This is a genomic window from Longimicrobiaceae bacterium (assembly GCA_035936415.1).
Classification (GTDB): Bacteria; Gemmatimonadota; Gemmatimonadetes; order Longimicrobiales; family Longimicrobiaceae; genus JAFAYN01.
In genome coordinates this window covers 1-17,644 of sequence record DASYWD010000353.1, presented here as the reverse complement: position 1 = coordinate 17,644, position 17,644 = coordinate 1, and the positions used below count along the sequence as shown (strand labels likewise).

Annotated in this window: 18 protein-coding genes; 10 read left to right on the top strand and 8 right to left on the bottom strand. The window is 73.1% G+C overall.

Annotated elements, in window-relative coordinates:
- Window positions 1-20: 20 nt before the first annotated feature.
- The 4 genes from VGR37_14330 to VGR37_14315 form a co-directional block, all read right to left on the bottom strand.
- Window positions 21-1,382: an alpha-amylase family glycosyl hydrolase gene (locus VGR37_14330; GenBank protein ID HEV2148577.1), complete on the bottom strand. Its 1,362-nt coding sequence runs from the start codon at window positions 1,380-1,382 to the stop codon at window positions 21-23.
- Between the two features lie 64 nt (window positions 1,383-1,446).
- Window positions 1,447-2,013, bottom strand: a complete 567-nt coding sequence (locus VGR37_14325) for a TetR/AcrR family transcriptional regulator (GenBank protein ID HEV2148576.1) — start codon at window positions 2,011-2,013, stop codon at window positions 1,447-1,449.
- Between the two features lie 101 nt (window positions 2,014-2,114).
- Window positions 2,115-2,840: a hypothetical protein gene (locus VGR37_14320; protein ID HEV2148575.1), complete on the bottom strand. Its 726-nt coding sequence runs from the start codon at window positions 2,838-2,840 to the stop codon at window positions 2,115-2,117.
- A 7-nt stretch (window positions 2,841-2,847) separates the two neighbouring features.
- Complete coding sequence (locus VGR37_14315; protein ID HEV2148574.1) at window positions 2,848-3,477, bottom strand: SCO family protein; 630 nt, start codon at window positions 3,475-3,477, stop codon at window positions 2,848-2,850.
- A gap of 182 nt (window positions 3,478-3,659) precedes the next feature.
- Here VGR37_14315 and VGR37_14310 point away from each other — a divergent pair, with 182 nt between their 5' ends.
- The 3 genes from VGR37_14310 to VGR37_14300 are packed head-to-tail and all read left to right on the top strand — an operon-like array spanning window position 3,660 to window position 6,757.
- Window positions 3,660-4,481, top strand: coding sequence for a 2,3,4,5-tetrahydropyridine-2,6-dicarboxylate N-succinyltransferase (locus tag VGR37_14310; GenBank protein HEV2148573.1), 822 nt, complete (start codon window positions 3,660-3,662; stop codon window positions 4,479-4,481).
- A 5-nt stretch (window positions 4,482-4,486) separates the two neighbouring features.
- Window positions 4,487-5,563 (top strand): succinyl-diaminopimelate desuccinylase, encoded by a 1,077-nt coding sequence (gene dapE, locus VGR37_14305; GenBank protein ID HEV2148572.1) that lies wholly within the window; start codon window positions 4,487-4,489, stop codon window positions 5,561-5,563.
- Window positions 5,564-5,623: 60 nt separating this feature from the next.
- Window positions 5,624-6,757 (top strand): pyridoxal phosphate-dependent aminotransferase, encoded by a 1,134-nt coding sequence (locus VGR37_14300; GenBank protein HEV2148571.1) that lies wholly within the window; start codon window positions 5,624-5,626, stop codon window positions 6,755-6,757.
- A gap of 37 nt (window positions 6,758-6,794) precedes the next feature.
- Here the strand turns inward: VGR37_14300 and VGR37_14295 are convergent, their stop codons facing one another.
- On the bottom strand, window positions 6,795-6,977 hold the full coding sequence (locus VGR37_14295; protein HEV2148570.1) for a hypothetical protein: 183 nt from the start codon (window positions 6,975-6,977) through the stop codon (window positions 6,795-6,797).
- A 193-nt stretch (window positions 6,978-7,170) separates the two neighbouring features.
- Between VGR37_14295 and VGR37_14290 the strand changes: the two genes are divergently transcribed.
- From VGR37_14290 to VGR37_14265, 6 genes are all read left to right on the top strand, one after another.
- The gene (locus VGR37_14290; GenBank protein ID HEV2148569.1) at window positions 7,171-8,616 is read left to right on the top strand and encodes a sigma-54 dependent transcriptional regulator; all 1,446 of its coding nucleotides are present in this window, start codon (window positions 7,171-7,173) and stop codon (window positions 8,614-8,616) included.
- 72 nt (window positions 8,617-8,688) lie between these two features.
- Complete coding sequence (locus VGR37_14285; GenBank protein ID HEV2148568.1) at window positions 8,689-9,120, top strand: hypothetical protein; 432 nt, start codon at window positions 8,689-8,691, stop codon at window positions 9,118-9,120.
- Window positions 9,121-9,214: 94 nt separating this feature from the next.
- Entirely contained in the window at window positions 9,215-9,760 is a 546-nt protein-coding gene (gene msrA, locus VGR37_14280; protein HEV2148567.1) for a peptide-methionine (S)-S-oxide reductase MsrA, read from the top strand.
- A gap of 325 nt (window positions 9,761-10,085) precedes the next feature.
- The gene (locus VGR37_14275; GenBank protein ID HEV2148566.1) at window positions 10,086-11,279 is read left to right on the top strand and encodes an aminotransferase class I/II-fold pyridoxal phosphate-dependent enzyme; all 1,194 of its coding nucleotides are present in this window, start codon (window positions 10,086-10,088) and stop codon (window positions 11,277-11,279) included.
- A 33-nt stretch (window positions 11,280-11,312) separates the two neighbouring features.
- Entirely contained in the window at window positions 11,313-11,822 is a 510-nt protein-coding gene (locus VGR37_14270; GenBank protein HEV2148565.1) for a hypothetical protein, read from the top strand.
- A 138-nt stretch (window positions 11,823-11,960) separates the two neighbouring features.
- Entirely contained in the window at window positions 11,961-13,979 is a 2,019-nt protein-coding gene (locus VGR37_14265) for a M1 family metallopeptidase (GenBank protein ID HEV2148564.1), read from the top strand.
- 150 nt (window positions 13,980-14,129) lie between these two features.
- Here VGR37_14265 and VGR37_14260 read toward each other — a convergent pair whose 3' ends face one another.
- Complete coding sequence (locus VGR37_14260) at window positions 14,130-14,684, bottom strand: hypothetical protein (GenBank protein HEV2148563.1); 555 nt, start codon at window positions 14,682-14,684, stop codon at window positions 14,130-14,132.
- 261 nt (window positions 14,685-14,945) lie between these two features.
- Between VGR37_14260 and VGR37_14255 the strand changes: the two genes are divergently transcribed.
- Window positions 14,946-15,170 carry a DUF3072 domain-containing protein gene (locus VGR37_14255; GenBank protein ID HEV2148562.1) on the top strand — a complete coding sequence of 75 codons (225 nt, stop codon included), beginning with the start codon at window positions 14,946-14,948 and terminating at the stop codon, window positions 15,168-15,170.
- Window positions 15,171-15,268: 98 nt separating this feature from the next.
- Here the strand turns inward: VGR37_14255 and lpdA are convergent, their stop codons facing one another.
- Window positions 15,269-16,720: a dihydrolipoyl dehydrogenase gene (gene lpdA, locus VGR37_14250; GenBank protein HEV2148561.1), complete on the bottom strand. Its 1,452-nt coding sequence runs from the start codon at window positions 16,718-16,720 to the stop codon at window positions 15,269-15,271.
- A 66-nt stretch (window positions 16,721-16,786) separates the two neighbouring features.
- On the bottom strand, window positions 16,787-17,380 hold the full coding sequence (locus VGR37_14245) for a TetR/AcrR family transcriptional regulator (protein HEV2148560.1): 594 nt from the start codon (window positions 17,378-17,380) through the stop codon (window positions 16,787-16,789).
- Window positions 17,381-17,644 lie beyond the last annotated feature (264 nt).

Below are 17,644 nucleotides of genomic sequence, written 5' to 3'. Positions count from 1 at the left end.
GGGGCCACAGCGGTTTCGTGCTACCGCACCGCCAGGATGCGCGCCCAGCGCGGCGGCACCGCCTCGATCCGCAGGCGGCCGGCGCGGGCGGTGAACCGCTCCGAAGGCTCCAGCAGGTCGGTCAGCGTGGTGCCGTCCGGCACCGGGGCGGCGACTTCCAGCGCCGCCGGCTCCGCGGCCGAGTTCACCGCCACCACCACCGTCTCGCCGTCCTTCTCGCGCGTGAAGGCGAGCTGCTCGTGGGCGACGTGGAGCTGGCGGTACGAGCCGCGGCGCAGGGCGGGGGACTCCCGGCGGATCCGGGCGAAGCGCGCGATGGCGCGCGCCAGGTCCGGGTGCGGCGCCGTGCCCGCCGCCTCCGGCCAGCGGAGCTGCGGCCGGAGCGGGCGGTCGTCGCCGCGCTTCTTCCGTCCCGGGATCCCCCACTCGCTCCCGTAGTAGACGGACGGCACCCCCGGGATCGTGAACAGCAGCGCGTGCAGCGGATACAGGTGGGCCGGCTCCCGGAGCACGCTCGCCACCCGGTTCACGTCGTGGTTGTCGGCGAAGTTGTAGAGGGGGAGGCCGGCGTAGATCCCGTGCTTCCCGAACTGGCGGCCCAGCGCGTAGGCCAGCTCGAAGTAGTTGCGGTCGTTGTGGCTGGAGTGCAGCCCCTTGTACACCTCGTAGTTGGTGGCCGAGTCCAGCATCGCGGCGTTCGCCAGGCGCCGGTAGTCGCCGTGGATGGCCTCGCCCAGGAGCCAGAAGTCCGGCCGGAGCCGCCGGCAGAAGGCGGCCAGCTCCTCCAGGAAGCGCGGGTCGACGTCCTCCGCCACGTCCAGCCGCAACCCGTCCACGCCGAAGTCGCGGACCCACCGCTCCACCGCCCCGAGCAGGTGCTCCCGCACCGCCGGGTTGCGCAGGTTCAGCTTCACCAGGTCGTAGTGCCCCCGCCACCCCTCGTACGCGAACGGGTCGCCGTGGGGGCTGCGCCGCCTGAAGTCCACGCCCGCGAACCAGTCGCGGTACGGGGACCGCTCCCCCTGGGCCCGGAGGTCGCGGAAGGCCCAGAAGTCGCGACCCACGTGGTGGAAGACGCCGTCGAGCACCACCCGGATCCCGGCGCGGTGCAGCGCCGTTACGAGCTCGGCCAGCGTCGCGTCGGTCCCCAGCCGGCGGTCGACGTGGTGGTAGTCGGCGGTGTCGTATCCGTGCGTGGTGGACTCGAAGAGCGGCCCCAGGTACAGCGCGCCGATGCCCAGCTCCCGCAGGTGCGGGATCCAGTCGTGGAGCTGCGCCAGCCTGGGCTCGGGCGTGGAGTGGAGGTCGTTCCGGGCCGGGGCGCCGAACGCTCCCAGGGGGTAGAGGTGGTAGAAGACGGCGTCGGTGGCCCATCCCGGCATGTGGCTCCTCCTGTGTATACGTACCGGTCGGTATAGGATGGAGCGAAAAGAAAGCCGCTCCGCCCTACGAGTAGATCCCATGGGAGAACTGGTGTACCGCGCGGCGAACCAGCTCGTCGTCCGGCGCGGGTCCGCCGTTCAGCGCCAGGCCCACGTAGGTGTGAACCATCCCCAGGAGCGTCAGCGCGTACGCCTGCTCCCGTCCCCGCATGTTGCCGTGGTCCTGCGCCGCCCGCGCGAAGAGCTCCTCCAGGATCCTCCGCTGCTCCGCCTGGGCCGGCGCGACCACCTGGACGGCCTCGGAGGCGGGGGAGGCGAACCAGAGCGCCAGCATCAGCCGGGAGAGCCTGGGCTCGCTCCCCGCGAAGCGGAACCAGCCGCCCACCACCCGCTGCAGGGTCGCCGGCAGGTCGCCCGTGTACCCGGCGAGCTGCGCCAGGCGCTCCACGAAGGGCGCGTACCGCTCGCGGACCAGCGTCTCCAGCAGGCCGCGCTTGCTCCCGAAGTAGTGGTACAGGGTCGGCTTGGTCACCCCCGCCGCGTCGCAGACCTCCTGCACGCCCACGGCGTCGTATCCCCGCTCCGCGAAGAGCCGGAGCGCACTCTCCAGCAGCGCCGTCCGGTTGTTCATCGCCCCTCCCGGTGCGTTCCGCGGCCCGCCCGCCACGGCAGCGCTGGCGGACGGGGAAATATACCGAACGGTACAGGGGCCGTCCAGTGCCGGGCCCGCGGCTACGCCGTGCGGCCGGCGGGACACGTCGCGGCGAGCGGGTCCTTCCCCCGGAGGGTGCCGTAGCTCCGCAGCACCCGGAACCGCGCGAACAGCTCCTCGGCGTACCACCCCTCCGCGCGGGTGCGGCGCACGGTCTCCGCGTGTTCCGGCGTACGGTAGGCCCACGCCTCCATGGCGGTGCGCGTGCGCCAGACGCTCAGCGTCCCCTGCCGGAGGAACGGCACCTCGCCGAAGCCGAAGGAGGCGAGGAGGTCCGGCTCCGCGCGCAGGGTGAGGTCCACCGGCGCCACGCGCGACCAGAAGCGGAGGGCGCGCGCGGTGCGCAGCGTGGCGCGGGTGAGCACCGCCACCGGCTGGTCGGCGCGGACGGTGGCGTCCCGCGGCACCGCACCGAAGGGCTCGCTGCCGCTCCAGCGGCCGTGCGCCGCGACCGGCTCGAGGAGCAGCGAGAAGACCTCCTCGCGCCCCTCGTGGCGGCGCAGCAGGGGCGAGCCGGCGCGGAAGCGCTCCCAGGCATCCGCCGTCTCCCAGGCGGCGAAGAGGGCCCAGGTGCGCAGGTCCGGCTTCGCGCTGAAGCCGATCCCGCTCCCCGTCCCCATCGACCTGAAGAAGCGGAGCCCCGGCGTGCGGCGGAGCCGGGGCGCGTCCGCCGCCACCCGGGCCGCCCCCAGCACGGCCCGCGCGGGGGAGTACCGGACCAGGGTGAGGGTGGCGACCCCGCCCAAGCGCCGCTCAGAGCCGGAGGAGCGCGCGGACGTCGTCGCGCACCGCCCGGTCGTCGGCCTCGGGGGGGATGACGACCACCAGGCGGCCCCTGCGGTCGATGCCGTACACCACGGAGCTGTGGGTCATGGACCGGTGTCCTCCGCTCGCGGAACCGTGCCCCGCGGCGTGGGGGCCGCCCTCGAGGGTGTAGACGCCGTAGCCGCGGTAGGCCTCCGCCAGCGCCGCGCTGTCGCCGGTAAGCCCGGCGGCGCGCGGGCCGAAGCGGCGCACGTACTCGCCCAGGGCGGCGGGGGTGTCGCGCTCCGGGTCGACGGTCACCAGCAGGATCTGCACGTCGTCCGCCCTGCGCCCCAGCCCCTCGGCCACCCGCGCCAGCTTCGCCAGCGTCGTGGGGCAGACGTCCGGGCAGTGCGTGAAGCCGTAGAAGAGGAGCACCACCTTCCCCCGGTAGTCGTCCAGCGTGACGCGCCGGCCGGTGTGGTCCGTGAGCGCGAAGGGGGGCGCAGGCGTGACCTCGGTGTAGGTGGTCCCGTGGAACGTCGGCGGCCGCTTCGCGAGCAGGAACCCGGCCCCGCCGAGCCCGAGGGCGCCGACGAGGAGGAACAGGGCGAGGGCGCGGCGGTCGGTGCGCTGCATGTCGGTGCGGGGAACGGGGTTCGTGTCCGGCGGCGCACAATCTAACGGTGGGGGCGCGGATCCTGCCACGTTCCGGGCGCGTGGCCGGGACGGCCTCGCTTGTCGCCCCCGACGCGAGCACTTACGTTGCCGCCCCTCGCGGGAGGCGAGGCGGGACCCACGAACCGGAGGAGAGGACGAGGATGGAGCTGGCGAAGCTGGAGGAGCTGGTCTCGGCGGCGTACACGGAGCGGGAGCGTCTCAAGGACGGCGACACGCCTCGGGCCGTGGAGGAGACCATCGCGCTGCTGGACCGCGGGGAGCTCCGTGTGGCGGAGAAGACCGGGGGCGAGTGGCGGGTGAACGCCTGGGTGAAGGAGGCGATCCTGCTGTACTTCGCCCTCCGGCCGCTGGAGCCGATGGACGCGGGCGACCTCCGCTTCTACGACAAGATCGCCACCAAGACGGAGCTGGAGGCGCAGGGAATCCGCGTCGTCCCCCCCGGCGTGGTGCGCTACGGCGCCTTCCTGGAGCCCGGGTGCGTGGTGATGCCCGGCTACGTGAACATCGGGGCGTACGTGGGCGCCGGGACCATGGTGGACACCTGGGCAACCGTGGGCTCCTGCGCGCAGGTCGGCAAGGGGGTGCACCTCTCGGGCGGGGTGGGGATCGGCGGGGTGCTGGAGCCGCCGGGCGCGTCGCCGGTGATCATCGAGGACGGCGCCTTCGTCGGCTCGCGCTGCATCGTGGTGGAGGGGGTGGTGGTGGAGGAGGAGGCGGTGCTGGGGGCGGGGGTGGTGCTCACCGCGTCCACGCAGGTCATCGACGTGACCGGCTCCGAGCCGCGCGTCACCAAGGGGCGCATCCCCGCCCGCTCGGTGGTGATCCCCGGGTCGCAGCCCAAGGAGTTCCCGGCGGGGACCTTCCACGTCCCCTGCGCGCTGATCATCGGGACGCGCAGGGAGTCCACGGACCGGAAGACGTCGCTGAACGACGTGCTCCGGACCTTCAACGTGCAGGTGTGAGCCGGATGGCGCGGGGCCACACCGCGGACGACCTTGCGGATCTCACGCTGGAGCTGTGCCGCATCCCCAGCGAGACCGGGCGCGAGGCACGGATCGCGGACTGGGTGGAGGCGCGCTGCGTCTCGCGCGTGGGGCCGGGGGCCGTGCACCGCATCGGGCACTCGGTGGTGTGCGACCCGTACGCGGGCGGGGACGCGGGGCCCACCGTCGCGCTGGTGGGGCACCTGGACACGGTGCGGTGCGCGGAGGACCAGGACTACGCGGTGCGCGACGGGCGGGTGTACGGGTGCGGCGCCAGCGACATGAAGGGCGGGGTGGCGGTCATGCTGGCGCTGCTGGACCGCTGGCGGGAGCTGCAGGGGGCGCGGCCGGTCTGGATCTTCTACGACGCGGAGGAGGGGCCCTTCGCGAACAACGGGCTGGAGCCGGTGCTGGAGAGCGGGGTGCTCCCGGAGATCGACTTCGCCTTCATCCTGGAGCCCACCGACCGGGCGCTGCAGCTGGGGTGCATGGGCGTGCTGAACGCCACCGTCACCGTGCGCGGGAAGCGCGCCCACAGCGCCCGCCCGTGGCAGGGGGAGAACGCGCTGTACCTTGCCCTCCCGCTGCTGGAGCGCTTCGCCGCGCTGGAGCGCCGCCCGGTGCGCTTCGGGGAGCTGACCTTCTACGAGGTAATGGGGGTCACGCAGGCCAGCACCGCCAACTCCAAGAACGTGGTGCCGGACGCCCTGCTCCTGAACGTGAACGTCCGCTTCGCCCCGGGCCGCACGATCGAGGAGGCCGAGGAGGAGCTCCGCGCGCTGGTGGGCGGCGACGGCGAGGTGGACGTGCACGACCGCTCCCCCGCGGGGACGGTGTACCTGGACCACCCGCTGCTGGAGCCCTGGCGCCGCGCGGAGGCCCTGCCGCTGCAGCCCAAGCAGGCGTGGACCGACGTGGCGCGCTTCACCACCCGCGCGGTCCCCGCGGTGAACTTCGGCCCCGGCGAGACCTCCCAGGCGCACCAGGCCAACGAGTGGTGCCCGACCGAGTCGCTGGAGTTCGTCTACTCCGCCCTCCTGCGCTTCTTCTCCCGGGGCTGACGCAGAGGCTCCCGTCCTGCAGCCGCAGGCTGTCCCGTTTACCCCTGCCGACCTGCCGTCATGAACCCCCTCATCGCCGACATCCCGCCCTCCATCATCCGGGCGATCAACGCCCGCAAGCGGCCGGGCGATATCGACCTGTGCATGGGCGAGCCCACGCTCCGCCCCGATCCGGCCCCCTTCGAGGCGGCCACGGCGTGGGTGCGGGAGCACGGCTGCCCATACACCCCCAACGCCGGGTGGGACGAGCTGCGCGAGCGGATCGCGGGCTACTACGCGCTCCCGGGGGAGCCGGGAAAGGCGGGGGTGTGCGTCACCATCGGTTCGGAGGAGGCGCTCTACCTGGCGATCAAGACAGTGGTGGACCCCGCCCGGGACGAGGTGCTGGTGGTGGAGCCGGCGTACCTGGCCTACGCCAAGCTCTGCATGCTGGAGGGGATCCGCCACCGCACGGTCGCCCTGGACGCTCGGGACGGCTTCGCGCCGAGCGCGGCGGCGGTGCTGGAGGCGCTGCGGCCGGACACGCGCCTGGTGGTGATCGCCTCGCCCTGCAACCCCACGGGGCGGATCTGGCCGGAGGCGGAGCTGCGCGCGCTCGCCGCGGGGCTGGCGGAGCGGCCGGGCCCGCCGGTGTACGTCCTGTCCGACGAGGTGTACCGGGAGCTGTACTTCACCCCGGAGCCGCCCCTCGGCATCGCGGAGGTGTACCCGCACACGCTGGTGGCCGGCTCGCTCTCCAAGAGCAACGCGCTCACCGGGCTCCGGCTGGGATGGCTCGTGGGTCCGCCGGAGGTCGTGGCCGCGGCGGTCAAGGTGCACCAGTTCGTGAACACCGCCGCCAGCACCTTCTCGCAGGCGGTGGCGCTGGAGCTGTTCCGCGACCCGGCCTCGCTGGCCGCACACCGGCCCCTCTACCGGCGCACCCGCGCCGCGCTCCTCGCCTCGGCGGAGCGCCACGGCGTCCCGCACCTGCCGCCGGAGGGGACCTTCTACTGCCTGGTGCGGCTCCCGGAGCGCCTGGCGGGAGATTCGCTGGGCGCCACGGAGCGGCTGCTGGAGGAGCAGCGGGTGGTGGCGGTGCCCGGAACCGCCTTCGGGGAGAGCGGGGAAGGGTGGCTGCGCCTCTCCTGGGTGACGGGCGAGGAGGTGCTGGACGAGGCGATGCGGCGGATCGCGGCGTTCTTCCGCGGCTGAGGCGGGCGCCCTCCCCCGGGCCGCGTGCCCGCGGCCGTCACAGGTCGCCGCGCCGCAGGATCCGCCGGGCGACCTCTCCCGCGACGGCGGCCGAGTCGTACGCGCCCTCCCGGATCCGCCGCCGGATCTCCGCGATGCGCTCGGGGGTGAGCTCCGCTTCCGGGCCGCCGCGTACCGGCTCCGCGCGCTCCGGCTCGGCGGACGTGTCGTGGATTCGCATGGGATCTCCTCCTCGTACCGGGTATCGGCAGGCGTCCGGGAAACTTGGGCCGTCGGCGGCCGTCGTGGAGTGCCCCGCGGGGTGCGTGCGTGGCACGCCCTCCCGCGGTTGCCGTGCACGGGGGGCACGGGTATGTTGAAAAAGTGTCGGACGCGCCCTTCCCCGAGTTTAGCGCCGCGGTTCCTCTCCTGGCATGGCCACCATCCTCCACGTCGACGACGAGCCCGCGGTCGGCCTGATCCTCCAGGACACGCTGGAGCGGGCCGGGCACACTCCCGTCGGCGCGCGCGGCGTCCCCGAGGCGCTCCAGGTGCTCGCGCGCGGCGGTGTGGACCTAGTGATCTCCGACTACCGGATGCCGGGGCTCACCGGGCTGGAGCTCCTGGATCTGCTCCAGCGCGAGGGGTACGACGTCCCGCTGATCATGCTCACCGGGTACGCCAGCATCGAGCACGCGGTGGCGGCGATCAAGGCCGGGGCGGTGGACTACATCACCAAGCCGGTGCGCCCGGAGCAGCTGCGCCTGGCCGTCGACCAGGCGCTGGAGTTCGTGCGCCTGCGCCGCGAGAACGAGTCGCTGCGGCGCGAGGTGATGGAGTTCCGCAACGAGCGGCAGATCATCGGGGAGAGCGCGGCGCTGCGCCGCATCCTGCAGACGGTGGCGACGGCCGCGCCCACGCGCGCCACGGTGCTCCTGCAGGGGGAGAGCGGCACGGGGAAAGAGCTGTTCGCGCGGGCCCTCCACGACCAGAGCGACCGGCGCGACCGCCCGTTCATCAAGCTCAACTGCGCGGCGCTCCCGGAAGGGCTGGTGGAGAGCGCCCTCTTCGGCCACGAGCGGGGGGCGTTCACCGGGGCGGTGAGGCGGGTGGAGGGCGCCTTCGAGCGGGCGCACCGCGGCACCCTCCTCCTGGACGAGGTCTCGGAGATGCGGCTGGACCTGCAGGCCAAGCTCCTCCGCGTCCTGCAGGAGCAGGAGTTCGAGCGGGTGGGCGGCACCAGCCCCATCCGGGTGGACGTGCGGGTGGTCGCCACCACCAACCGCGACCTGGCCGCCGAGGCCGCGGCGGGGAGCTTCCGGCAGGACCTGTACTTCCGCCTCAGCACCATCCCCATCCAGATCCCCCCGCTCCGCGCCCGGCCGGAGGACGTCCCCTCCCTCGCCTACCGCTTCGCCCTGCGCACGGCGGCCGAGACCGGAAAGGAGGTCCGGGGGATCTCCCCCGCGGCGCTGGAGTGGCTCATGCGGTACCCCTGGCCGGGGAACGTCCGCGAGCTGCAGCACGCCGTCGAGCGCGCGGTGATCCTCTCGCCGGAGGAGGTGCTCCAGCCCTACGCCTTCCAGGGGCAGCGCTTCGGGCTCGCGCAGACGCTCCCGGAGGTGCCGCTCCCCGCCTACGCCGCGCCGGGCGCCTCTTCCGCGTCGGCCCACGCCGCCGCGGGCGGCTCCGCGCCGACGGAAGACGGCGCCGTCGTCCTCCACTCGCTCAACCTCGACGAGGCCGAGCGGGTGCTGATCGGGCGGGCGCTGGAGGTGTCCGGCGGCAACCGCACGCGCGCGGCGGAGCTGCTGGGGATGAGCGTGCGGACGTTGCGCAACCGGCTGAACAACCCCGGGCGCGGCGGGGGCGAGGACTGACTCGCCTCCGCTGCGGCCGACCGGCGTGGCGGACCCGCCGCGCTCCCACCCACCTCACCCGAGGAGCCCGACATGAGCAACCCCTACGTCGCGCACGACCCCGCCGCCCCGTCCGCCCAGGTCTCCTCCGCGAAGGGGCTCGCGACGGTGGTCTACGCCCTGCAGGCCGCCTCCATCATCATCGGGGTGACCCTGTTCGTGGCGGTGATCATCAACTACGTGAAGCGGGACGAGGCGCGCGGCACCTGGGTGGAGTCGCACTTCCGCTGGCAGATCCGCACCTTCTGGCTGTCGCTGCTCTTCGGGCTGCTGCTGGGCCTGGTGATGGTGGTGCTCGCCGTCGGCACCGCGGGGGCGGCCTCCATCGGGAGCGACGTGGGGACGGCGGGCGGGGCGCTCTCGCTGGGTCTGGCGGGGATCGTGGGCGGGCTGGCGATCTTCGCCTGGTTCGTGTACCGCGTGATCAAGGGCTGGCTCCGCCTGAACAACAATCAGCCGATCTGAGCCCGGCCGCGCCGCCCTGGCAGCGAACCTGCGTGGGCGGCACCTCCCGCGGCGGGAGGTGCCGCCCGGTCGAACAGGAGCGAGGAAGGGGAAGATGAGTGAGAAGCAGCGGGAGGTCGCCACCCTGGCGGGGGGGTGCTTCTGGTGCCTGGAAGCGGTGTACGACGACCTCCGCGGGGTGGAGGACGTGGTGTCCGGCTACACCGGCGGCGGCGTGCCGAATCCCAGCTACGAGGCGGTGTGCTCCGGGACCACGGGGCACGCGGAGGTGGTGCGGGTCACCTTCGACCCGGACGTGGTCTCCTTCCGGGAGATCCTGGAGGTGTTCTTCGGCATCCACGACCCCACCACGCTGAACCGCCAGGGGAACGACGTTGGGACGCAGTACCGCTCCGCCGTCTTCTACCACTCCCCGGAGCAGAAGGCGGTCGCGGAAGGCGTGATCGCGGAGCTGGAGCGCGAGGGGGTGTGGGACGCCCCCATCGTCACGCAGCTGGCGCCGGTGGCGGAGTTCTACCCGGCGGAGGCGTACCACCAGGAGTACTTCCGCCGCAACCCGTTCCAGCCGTACTGTCAGGTGGTGGTGGCGCCCAAGGTGTCCAAGTTCCGCAAGCAGCACCTGGAGCGGTTGAAGAAGTAAGGGGCTGCAGTTGGTTTGGGCGTGCCCCCCGCTGGCGCGGGGGTCGGGCTGTGGCGCCGGAAGCCAGCACACAACGCTGGCTAACGGCGGCGAGCCTCCGCAAACAGCCGCGGAGTCTCGCCCCTTCGGGCTCGCATCCCTCACGCGGGGCTCCCTGCCGCACCCTTGCCTCCCGCGTGGTGTCGGCGCAGGTTTGTGCCCCACCACCGCACTCGCGGCGGGCTCCGTACCGGAAACGCCACGACGCGCATTGCGCTTCGTCGCCGCAGGCAGTATCCGTAGAGGGAACGCGTCCCACGTCCCTCCCGCCCGTCCATCCGAACCCATGTCCGGCACCCCCCCGGCGCGCACGCGCGTCTCGCACCGCGCCAGCCTGTTCACCGAGTCCGTCATCCGCGAGATGACGCGCGAGGCCATGAAGCACGGGGCCGTGAACCTGTCGCAGGGGTTCCCGGACTTCCCGGCGCCCGAGGACGTGAAGCGCGCCGCGGAGAGGGCCATCGCGGCCGACGTGAACCAGTACGCCATCACCTGGGGGGCGAAGGACTTCCGCGACGCCATCGCCCGCAAGACGGCGTGGTACCTGGGGCTGGAGGTGGACCCGGAGACGGAGCTCACCGTCACCTGCGGGTCCACCGAGGCCATGATCGCCACGCTGATGGCGACGGTGGACCCCGGCGACGAGGTGGTGATCTTCGAGCCCTTCTACGAGAACTACGGCCCGGACGCCATCCTCTCCCAGGCCACGCCGCGCTACGTCTCCCTGCGGGCGCCGGACTGGAGCTTCGACCGCGACGAGCTGGCGGCCGCCTTCAACGCGCGGACCCGCGCCATCATCCTCTGCAACCCCAACAACCCGTCGGGGAAGGTGTTCACCCGCGAGGAGATGGAGTTCATCGCCGGGCTCTGCCGCGAGCACGACGTGCTGTGCCTCACGGACGAGATCTACGAGCACATCCTCTACCCGGACGAGGACGGCACGCCCGCGGAGCACGTCTGCATGGCGCAGCTGGAGGGGATGCGCGAGCGCACCGTGGTGGTGAACTCGCTCTCCAAGACCTACTCGGTGACCGGGTGGCGGGTGGGCTGGTGCATCGCCCCGCCCGACATCACCGGCGCCATCCGCAAGGTGCACGACTTCCTCACGGTGGGCGCCGCCGCGCCGCTCCAGGCCGCGGGTGCGTACGCGCTCTCGCTGCCGCCGGAGTACTACGCGCAGCTGGCCGAGCACTACCGCGCCCGGCGCGACCTGCTCCTCCCGGCGCTGGAGGAGGTGGGGTTCCGGACCTTCACCCCCCGTGGCGCCTACTACGTCATGACCGACGTGAGCGGCTTCGGCTTTGCATCAGATCTGGATTTCACGCGTCACCTGATCCGGGAGGTGGGCGTCGCCTGCGTCCCGGGATCCAGCTTCTACGCGGATCCGGCGAGCGGCGCGCACCTGGTCCGCTTCTGCTTCTGCAAGCGCGACGAGACCCTCCACGCGGCGGTGGAGCGCCTCCGGAAGCTCGTCGCCTAGCCGCCCGCGCCGTCCGCACCAGGGAAACCGGACATGCCCAGCACGACGCCCCTGCTCCTCGCGCTCCTCCTCCTGGCCGCACCCGCCGCGGCGCAGGACTCCGCCCCCGTGGTGGTGGGGGCGCGCATCCGCCTGATGGCCCCCGAGCTGACCCGCACCTGGATCGTGGGCCGCATCATCTTCGCGGACTCCACCACCGTCATCATCGACCCGGTCACCCGCCGGTGGGGGCGCCCGCTGGCGCTGGACCAGGCCTCTCTCACGCGGCTGCAGCTGAGCCGCGGGCGGGTCGGCTCCATGATCCACCGGGGCACGATCGTGGGCGGGCTCGCCGGGGCGGCGCTGGGGGCGTACACCTTCTGGCGGACGGAGCGGGAGGAGGGGGCCGCGCCGGGCGCGTGGCTCGTCATCCCCATCTTCGCCGGCGGCGGCGCCGCGGCCGGGGCCGGCATCGGCATGGCGATCCCGCGCGAGGGGTGGGAGCCGGTGGGCGTCCCCGCGCGCGTCGTCTTCGAGCCGGAAGGGAACGGCGCCCGCCCGTAGTCCCCCCTCCGGCTCCTCCCCGGGCGCTCCCTCCCTCCCGCGACCCCGGCACGCTCCCGCTCCGCATGGCCCCGCCGGCACCTCCGCTGTAGATTGCCGCGTCTTTTGTTCCCGCAACCGAGCGGAGGATCTACGCGAATGACCCTTTCCAGTCCGATCCCTCTCCCCCGTCTCCTGGCCGCCGCGCTCGCGCTGGCGCTCGGGGCGGAGGGCGCCCCCGTCCAGGCGCAGGCGCGGCCCGCGCCCGCCGCCGAGGCCGCCGCGCGCCCCCGTCCGTACCCCGTCCTGGAGACGCCGGAGTTCGTCCGCGCGGTGGAGCGGGGGACCCGCACCCGCACCGGACGCCCCGGTCCCGGGTACTGGACGCAGCACGCGCAGTACCGTCTTTCGGCCGAGCTGGACCCGGCCACCCGCCGGCTCTCCGGCATGGGGACGGTGCGGTACCACAACCGCTCCCCGGACGAGCTGCGGACGATCGCGGTGCACCTGCACCCCAACCTCTTCGCCCCGGACGCCATCCGGAACGAGAAGGTCCCGGTTACCGGGGGGATGGAGCTTTCGCGGGTGGTCGCGCAGGGGCGCACGCTGAACGCGGTGCCGGCGCTCGACACCCTGGGCACGCCGGCGTACACGGTCGACGGCACCGTGGCGTGGATCCGCCTCCCGCAGCCGCTCCCCGCCGGAGGAACCGCGGAGCTGGGCTTCACCTGGAGCTACGTGGTCCCGCCGGACGGCGCGCCGCGCACGGGGACGGACGGCGAGGTGTACTTCGTCGCCTACTGGTATCCGCACGTCGCGGTGTACGACGACGTCTCCGGGTGGCAGGCGGACCCGTACATGGGGAACGCCGAGTTCTACATGGGATACGCGGACTACGACGTGTCGCTCACCGTGCCGGAGGGGTGGCTGGTGGGCGCCACCGGGACGCTCCAGAACCCGGAGGAGGTGCTCACGCCGGAGACCCGGCAGCGCCTGGACGCGGCGCTGCGGGACCGCGGGATCGTGCACGTGGTGACGGCGGACGACCGCGGGGCGGGGCGGGCCACCCGCACCTCCCGGAACGGGAAGCTCACCTGGCGGTTCAGCGCCCGCGACGTCCGCGACTTCGCCTGGGGGGCCTCGCCGCGCTACCTGTGGGACGCCACCGCCGCCGTGGTCGGCGACGCCAACGGCGACGGCCGCGCCGACACGGCCGCGATCCACACCTTCTACCGTCCCGAGCGGGTGCAGTGGGCGTGGGACCGGTCCGCGCGCTTCTCGCAGCACTCGGTGGAGTTCCTGTCGCGCTACCTGTGGCCGTACCCGTACCCGCACATGACCGCCATGGACGGCCCCACCTCGTGCGGGGGGATGGAGTACCCGATGATGACGTGCATCGGCGGCCGGCGCGACACGCTCTCGCTGTACTCGGTGACGGTGCACGAGATCGCGCACATGTGGTTCCCCATGCAGGTGGGCTCGGACGAGAAGCGCTACACCTGGCAGGACGAGGGGCTGACGCGCTTCAACCAGGCCCAGGCGATGCGCGAGTTCTTCGACGGCTACGACCTGGAGACCATTGCCCGCGACCAGTACCTGGCGCTGGCCCGGCGCGGGGGCGAGGACGTGGGCGGCGAGGTGGAGCTGATGCGCCACGGCGACCGGTACCCGGTGGAGACGCGGGCGTACGCCATCGCCAGCTACCCCAAGATGGCGACCAACCTGGCGATGCTCCGCGCGCTCCTCGGCGAGGAGACCTTCCACCGCGCCTACCGCGAGTACGGCCGGCGGTGGATCAACCGGCACCCGCAGCCGTACGACCTTTTCAACACCTTCGAGGACGTGGCCGGGCGCGACCTGGACTGGTTCTGGCGCACCTGGTGGTACGAGACCTGGACGCTGGACCAGGCCATCGGCGAGGTGCGGGTCACCGGCGACCGGATGGAGGTTGACGTGGTCGACCTGGGGCTCGCCCCCATGCCCGCGCGGCTCGCGATCACGCGCGCGGACGGACGCACGGAGCGGGTCGAGGTGCCCGTGGAGGTGTGGCTGAACGGGGCGCGGCGGCACACGGTCCCGGTGCGCGACGCCGCCTCCGTCGTCCGGGTGGAGATCGACCCGGAGCGGGCCTTCGCCGACATCGACCGGGAGAACCAGATGTGGACGAGGAGTCGCTGAGCGGCCCACCGGAGGAGCGTCGCGGCGGCGGCTGAGGCGCGCAGGTGCCGGATAGGCCGAGGGGAGGAGCCCTGCCCGGGCTCCTCCCCTTGTTTTGGCCCTCGAAGGCGCGAAGGACCGGAACGGCCGGTGCCGGCGCCGGCCGGTCCGTCAGGAGCCGACGATCTGCCGCACCCGCTCCGCAATCAGCGTCTCCAGTGCTCCCGTCGTTCCGCAGTTCACGGGAGCCCCGCTCACGCCGCGGTTCGTGGCCGTAGCGTTCACCATCGTCCTCAGCTGGGTCTGTCCGTTCGCGCCAGGGGCAAGGGTGGTGACGATCGAGGCGACGACCCGGTAGCTGTTCGCCAGCGGCGCGCCGAAGGGCCCCTCCCCGCAGTTGAGCCAGGCGGACACCGGCTTCCCAGCGAGGGTGCGGCCCAGCTGCAGGCTGGTGTTGCCGTAGGTGCGGGTCGCCGGGACGGACGTCCCCATGGGGATCCCCAGCTGGTTGTACACGGCCGGCAGCGCCGCCCACACCCGGTCCACCTCCGCCGGGACGACGAACGCCGCTCCCCCCCGGTCGCTGTACGACTCCAGAATCACCGTCCCCGTGGAGCCGGAAACGGTCGTGGTGGAGCGGACGACGCCGGTCTCCCCGGTGCCGGCCGCAGTGGAGGCGCAGGCGGAGACCAGGACGATGCAGGCAATGACGAGGAGTGGCCTCATGGCTCCTTTTCCGAGAGCAGGGTGGCAGGAGGGGCGCCGGAGCCCCCCGGTGCGCGGGATGGCACGGAGGTGGCTGGACTCCGGTCGCAAGGATGTCTGCTTCGAAGAATGTGCTCCGCCCCGATGGGGCGCAACGGGCCCCCGGGGCGGAGACCCCCGGGGGCTCCCGTTTTCGGTTTTTGTTTGGTACGGATCATGCAGTAAGTGGTTGCACCCGATAGGGTTAGTGCAATCGCAACCACCAGAGCGGGAAACCATATCATGACCGACAAGCGCACGCAGGACCAGGCCGAGCAGAGCAACACCATCAAGGACCCGGACAACTGGACCACCGGGGACGAGCAGATGACGGGCGCCCAGCGCTCCTACCTGCACACCCTGGCCGAGGAGGCGGGGGAAGAGGTGGACGACAACCTCACCAAGGCGGAGGCGTCCAAGAAGATCGACGAGCTGCAGGAGCGGACGGGGCGCGGCTCGGACCGCTGAGGCCCGCCCGTCGGGACCATGAGCGAGGGGGTGTCCGGGATTCCCGGGCACCCCCTCCGCCGTCGCGCTCCGGGAGGATCGGGGAGCCGCGGGCTTTCTCAGGCGCCCATGCCCACGAGAGCCGGCGCGTCCGCCCGCCTGGCCGGGCGCCGGTTCATCACGTGGACCGCCTCGCCGAGCGCGTGCTTGAACGCCTCCATGACCCCCTCGGAAAGGGTGGGGTGCGGGTGGATGGTGAGCGCCACGTCCTCGGCCGCGGCCACCATCTCCAGGGCGAAGGCGGCCTCGGCGACCAGCTCGCTCGCCTCCGGCCCGACGATCCCCACCCCCAGCAGCCGCTCCTCGTCCGCGACCACCTTCACGAAGCCGTCCGTGTCGCCCAGCGACATCGCCCGGCCGGACGCGGCGAAGGGGAACCTCCCCACCTTTACGACGCGCCCCTCTCGCCGCGCCTCCGCCTCCGTCATCCCCACCACCGCGATCTCCGGGTCCGTGAAGATGGCGGCGGGGAGCGCGTAGACGTCGCGTCGCACGTTCCGGCCGGCGATCACCTCGGCGGCGACCTCCGCTTCGCGAAAGGCCTTGTGCGCCAGGTACGGACCGCCGGCCACGTCGCCCACGGCGTAGATCCCCGGGACGGAGCTGCGCATCCGGTCGTCGGTCGCCACGTGGCCGCGCGCATCCAGCCGCACCCCCACCTCCTCCAGCCCCAGTCCGCGGACGTTCGGCTGGAAGCCCACGGAAACGAGGACCCGCTCCGCCTCCAGCACCCGCGTCCCGCCGCCGTGCTCCACCGTCACCGCCGCCGCGCCGTCCCGCGGCTCCCACCCGAGCGCGCGGGCGCCCGTCAGGACCTCGCCGCCCCGGCGCCGGAACCGGCGCTCCACCACTCGCACCAGGTCGGCGTCCACCCCGGGGAGGAGCCCCTCCGTGACCTCCACCACCGCCACGCTCGTCCCCAGCCTCTGGTACATCATCCCCAGCTCCATCCCGATGACCCCGCCCCCGATCACCACCAGCGAGCGCGGCACCTCCCCGAGCGAGACCGCCTCGCGCGCCGTGATGATCCGCTCCCCGTCCGCCTCGAAGCCGGGGATGGAGGCCAGCCGCGCCCCCGTCGCCACCACGACGGCGTCGCGTGCCTCGTAACGCTCCACCGCGCCGTCCGCGGTCCGCACCTCCACCGTGCTCGGGCCGACCAGGCGCGCCGTGCCGGGCGCCACCTCGCCGCCGTTGCCGCGGATCAGCGTCGCCACGCTCCCGGTGAGCCGCGCCACGATGCCGTCCTTCCACGCCTGGGTGCGGGCGAAGTCCACCTCCGGCGCGCCGACCCGGATCCCCATCGTCTCCGCCTCGCGGATCCGCTCCACCAGCCCGGCCGCCGAGATCAGCGCCTTGCTGGGGATGCACCCCCAGTTCAGGCAGACGCCGCCCAGGCTCTCCCTCTCCACGCACAGCACGCTCTTTCCGAGCTGGGCCAGTCGGATCGCGGCCGTGTACCCGCCCGGCCCCCCGCCGATCACGACGGCGTCGTAGACCCTCGCTTCCATCGCCCCCTCCCGTGTCGAAGAGACCGTTCGGTCTCATGGTGGGCAAAAAAAGAGAGCGCCCCGCCGTCAGGCGCGGACGCTCCCGTCCAGGTACCGCTCCAGGTGCTCCCGCGCGCGCCGCACGTGCGCCGGATCGCCGTACGCCTGCGACAGCGCCACGGCGCCCTCCATCGTCGCCAGCAGTACCGTCGCCAGGGCGTCGCCGTCGGTGCCGGGCCGGACCTCGCCGCGCGCGGTCCCCTCCGCGACGGTGCGTGCGATCAGCCCCCGCAGCCCGTCCATGGCCCGGCGCGCCCGGTCGCGGAGCTGCGGGTTGCCGTCGTCCGAGTCGATCATGGCGTTCATCATGGGGCAGCCCCCGGGGACCGGCGGGTCCTCGGGGATGTGCGCGAACACGCCCACGATCGCGTGCAGCCGGTCCACCGCGTGGGCCCGCTCCGCCATGGCCGCGGCGAATCGGCCCCCCATCGCGTCCACCGCGTAGTCGAACGCTTCCAGCGCCAGCGCCTCCTTGCTCTCGAAGTGCCGGTAGATGCCCCCCTTCTGGAGCCCCGTCGCCGCCATGATGTCCGACATGGAGGCCCCGGCGAACCCCTGCCGGTTGAAGAGCCCCGCCGCCTGCCGGACGATGTTCTCGCGCGTCTGCTCGCCGTTTCGCATGGCTCTCGTCCGTGGCCCGCTCGCTCAGGTGTGAAGGGGCCTCCACCGGCTGGAGACCGATCGGTCTCTATTCTGCGCCCGCGCCCCGTCCGGGTCAAGCGTCTCGTTCCACGCCGGCCGTAGCGCGCTTCCTGCACGGCGTCCACTGGCGATCACGGACACGGACGACCTGCGCGGAGGGACCGGATGAGGGTGCTGCTGACGGGAGCGACGGGGTACGTGGGGAGCGCGGCGGCGGAGGCGCTGCGGGGGGCCGGGCACGAC